The sequence below is a fragment of the Legionella brunensis genome (genome assembly GCF_001467025.1).
GTDB lineage: Bacteria > Pseudomonadota > Gammaproteobacteria > Legionellales > Legionellaceae > Tatlockia > Tatlockia brunensis.
Genome location: NZ_LNXV01000025.1, coordinates 8,000 through 11,655, shown reverse-complemented (window position 1 = coordinate 11,655; position 3,656 = coordinate 8,000). Strand labels below are relative to the sequence as shown.

Sequence of the window (3,656 nt, the reverse complement as noted above, 5' to 3'; positions counted from 1 at the left end):
CGCGTCTCAGCTTCATATTTATTTTGAAGACCGTATGAACCTGAGACTTAGATAATCAATGAGGTGACACAGTTAGATGAACACTCTCCAGGGCGCAAGTTCCGGAGCGTTAGGCCTTTTATGCAACATTAATCCTCTCATCCCAAATTTCATTTGGCGTTTTAAATCCTAACGACTCACCTTCTTGCTTAGAAAAAAAATTTCCTCTCAGATTATGGTGTTCCCGGATCCGAAAACTTAGCTGACTTCTTGCTTTCAATATCGGCAAGATGATCTAAACTCCTGGATCTTTTGAGCAAACCAAACCTTCCTAGATTGGCACTTACTCTTGCAGTATCAATACTAAGCGGATAACAATGAAGACCAAAGTCCGCGAGAACTTCCATTTGTTCCGGGGGTAATTTCAATCTGTTTCTTCTAAATTGATAATATGTCTTCTTTGCTTTGGTTGGGTAAGCATTATCTGCTTCCATTTTCTGATCAATAAATTCTTTAATAACCGTAGGCAATGGTTGGTTTGCCGAAAGACAAGCACCCACAATAATATCGCGAAATTTCTTGCCACAACTACTTGTAATAGTATCAATAAAGAGTGTGCGATTGATTGGATCCCTAACTTCACTTAACGAGAGTTGATGAGTTTCACCCTCCATCGTTGGGAGAGTGCGCAAACTACCTTCAGCATTTGAACGTTTTTCATTTTGTAATTCTCTGCGAGCTGCCAAATGCATTCCTAGTGGTCCCAATTCGTCCTTACCAAGGTGAGCATAATTGCGAGCTGCTAGTGCATCAACGGCTTGGGAGACAAGTGCCGTAAATTGTTCATCATTTAAAATGTGCTCTGGATCATCTTGATCAAAATTTAGTAATTCACTCCATTTGTTTTTCTCGGCAACAGCTATAGCCACCGACACTTGCGCGTGGATAAGGGCTTTTGCCTTAATCTCAGCAAGACTAAGGGTATCCCGAATAACCTTCGCTGCATCAAGTTGCTCTTGGAGTTGCATTATTTCAGCCTGAATATTTTCATCGTCTTCCGCTTCTGGCAGATTAGTAAGATCGTCTTGGCATTCATGAAGTTGTTTTTCTATCACAGGGATTTGACGAACTTCTTCAGGAAGCGCACCCCGAACCCATTGATCAAAAAGCCGGTCAATCGTAGCTAGTTTACGTTCATGAAAATATAATTCTAATTGTCTATCCTGCTCCTCTTCCGTGTCTAAATATTTAGCCATAGGAAATTTAGCATGCCATGCCTTAAGTAATTTATCCCCTGCGATAACCGCTTGCTCACCATCTTCAGGCAAGGCTGTAAGGATGTATCCAATACCTGTCGGTCCACTGGTATCGATGACAACAATTAAAGAACGACAATCCCGAGCAGAAGCTCTCATACCCGCTAACGTATCTTCATCAAATAATCGAAATTGTTTACCGCTATTAAGAGAAAATTTGGGATTTTCAGGGATGGTTTGAAGCACAGGGTCAACTAGAGCATCAACTTTAGTAAATAAATGCATTGTATCATTAATCTCTCTTTTTTGCTGCATATTAAATCTCCAGTGAATGACAGGTTATAGAGCACTCTGCGAGAAACTCATGTTTACTAAAATGGGCATAACCATGCCAAAAAATAGGGCTGAAAGATAAGTAGATTTACATCTTAGCAGGTTTTTAAATTTAGAATAGAGCGCGGGCTACTTCCCAAGGCTTGACAGTTGGCTCCAGAGACTATCCTCCACGGTCAAGGAGAGTCGACAGATATGATCAAGACATAATTGCAAGCAGCTAGGCTATGTTTGCTTTATTGTTCCAATGCCTTAAAATAATTTACTTATTCCTAAAGAAAAATTTATTTTTTATGTGGAAGTCATCCTAAGCATTTTCCGAGCTTTGTTTTGAATTGAAAAAGACATTAATAAGAGTTACGTTTATGAGTTGAATTCACCAACAAAGCATAGGTCTCGCAGACCTACGCCTACTAAATTAAGCATATATTACTGAAAGATAAACCTGGATCCCTTGCAATAATCATACAGATCACCAGGCGTAATTTTTATTTATGGATAGGATTTAAAGTAATTTCTAAATTACTTTAAATTACGACGAATAACCCCTGTTCTAGAGTTTTCATCAGCAGTGTCATAGGTCTCCTCGAAGTTCTCTTCCAGACCTTGCTTATTTTTACTCCGTTTGAATAAGCCAAGACTACTGCTATGTTCATAACCGAATTGATGCACAGCTTTAACTAACGCTTTCTTATCGTTAGTTTCTATAAATTTTTTTGTCAACTCAACTGCTTCAGCAGATCTGGAATGTGGATGTTGTTGTACGTATTCAAGAACATCCTCCCAAGTACTGCAAGTATTTTTTTTCTGTTTAAATAAGGAGGATTGTGCATCATACAAAGCTCCATAAATTTTTTGAAATTCAGAAAAAAAGCCTTTGTCTACTGATTCTTTTAACCGCTGTATTGTTTCTACAGGATATGCATCTGGGTGCTCTTGAGCCAAGCTGTAAGCCTTTATACAATCAGCAGTAGTAAAAATTTTATAGGAAAGAACTTGATTGATAAGGTCAATATCCTTGTTCTTTACTGCAGTCATAAGTGGCGTTAATCCTTCGCTATTTTGTTGCAACGGGCCATAAGAAATTAATTGGTCAACAATTTCTAGATGATTATTTTCTATAGCTAACCGAATAACCTCTTTATACTGCTTGTCATCAGAACTAAGGGCAGTAATATCTATTCTCCCCGATTTATCTGCCAAGTACTTCACTACATCCCAGTGACCTAATTTTGCCGCCAATAAAATGGGCGTTTCGCCTGCTTTATTCTTTAGTTTCAATGTGATTTCATCGGCTACATCAATGACTTTCGTTAACAGCTCGTCTTGCCCTTTTTTCATCAAGAGAAAATGCAATAAATTATTACCAGTACCAGGCATATAATAGTGAGTAGCAGCCCCTGCCTTGAGTAACTTCTCAGCGAGCTCAAATTTATCGTCAATAACCGCACATAATAAAGCACTGCCGTACCTTGCTTGTGCTTCTTGGCTGCTATTCACGGGAAATTCAGCAAAAACCGCAATGAAATCCCAGCGCTTTTCTAATAGGGATTTTTCAATTGGGTTCTTACCATCACTCACTTTTTCCTCGCGGATAGCCGGCATGCTTTGCAATAAAGTTCGCAATTGCTCAACAGTTATCGTCTCCCAAGAGTACTCCGACTTAAGACTCTCTAATTGTTGCACAATGTCCTTTTTGCCTTCTTTTTCCGCTAGCTTGCTCACTTCTTGATACTGTAAGCTGTCATTAATATTTGTTTTTCCTAACTTAGTGGCCAGGAGCTTCACGACATCCCAACGGCCTGATTTTGCCGCCAATAAAATGGGCGTTTCGCCTGCTTTATTCTTTAGTTTCAATGTAGCCTCATTGGCTACATCAATGACTTTCGTTAACAGCTCCTCTTGCCCCTCTTTCATCAAGAGAAAATGCAATAAATTATTACCAGTTCTGAGTATATAATAGTGAGTAGCAGCCCCTGCCTTGAGTAATTCCCCAGCGAGCTCAAACTTCTCAGCAATCACTGCATCTAATAAAGCACTGCCGTATCTTGCTTGTGCTTCTTGGCTGCTACTCACAGGAAATTCAGT

General features: G+C 39.4%; 2 protein-coding genes. Both read right to left on the bottom strand.

Annotation, left to right across the window (positions count from 1 at the left end):
* Positions 1 to 212: 212 nt before the first annotated feature.
* Positions 213 to 1,550 (bottom strand): hypothetical protein, encoded by a 1,338-nt coding sequence (locus tag Lbru_RS08790; RefSeq protein WP_058441814.1) that lies wholly within the window; start codon positions 1,548 to 1,550, stop codon positions 213 to 215.
* Between the two features lie 540 nt (positions 1,551 to 2,090).
* A partial coding sequence (locus tag Lbru_RS08785; RefSeq protein ID WP_193786917.1) for an ankyrin repeat domain-containing protein occupies positions 2,091 to 3,656 on the bottom strand: 1,566 nt, incomplete at its 5' end.

Bases quoted from the DNA above. Each gene is read 5' to 3' on its own strand.
- Lbru_RS08790 (WP_058441814.1), bottom strand. From the start codon at position 1,550: ATGCAGCAAAAAAGAGAGATTAATGATACAATGCATTTATTTACTAAA.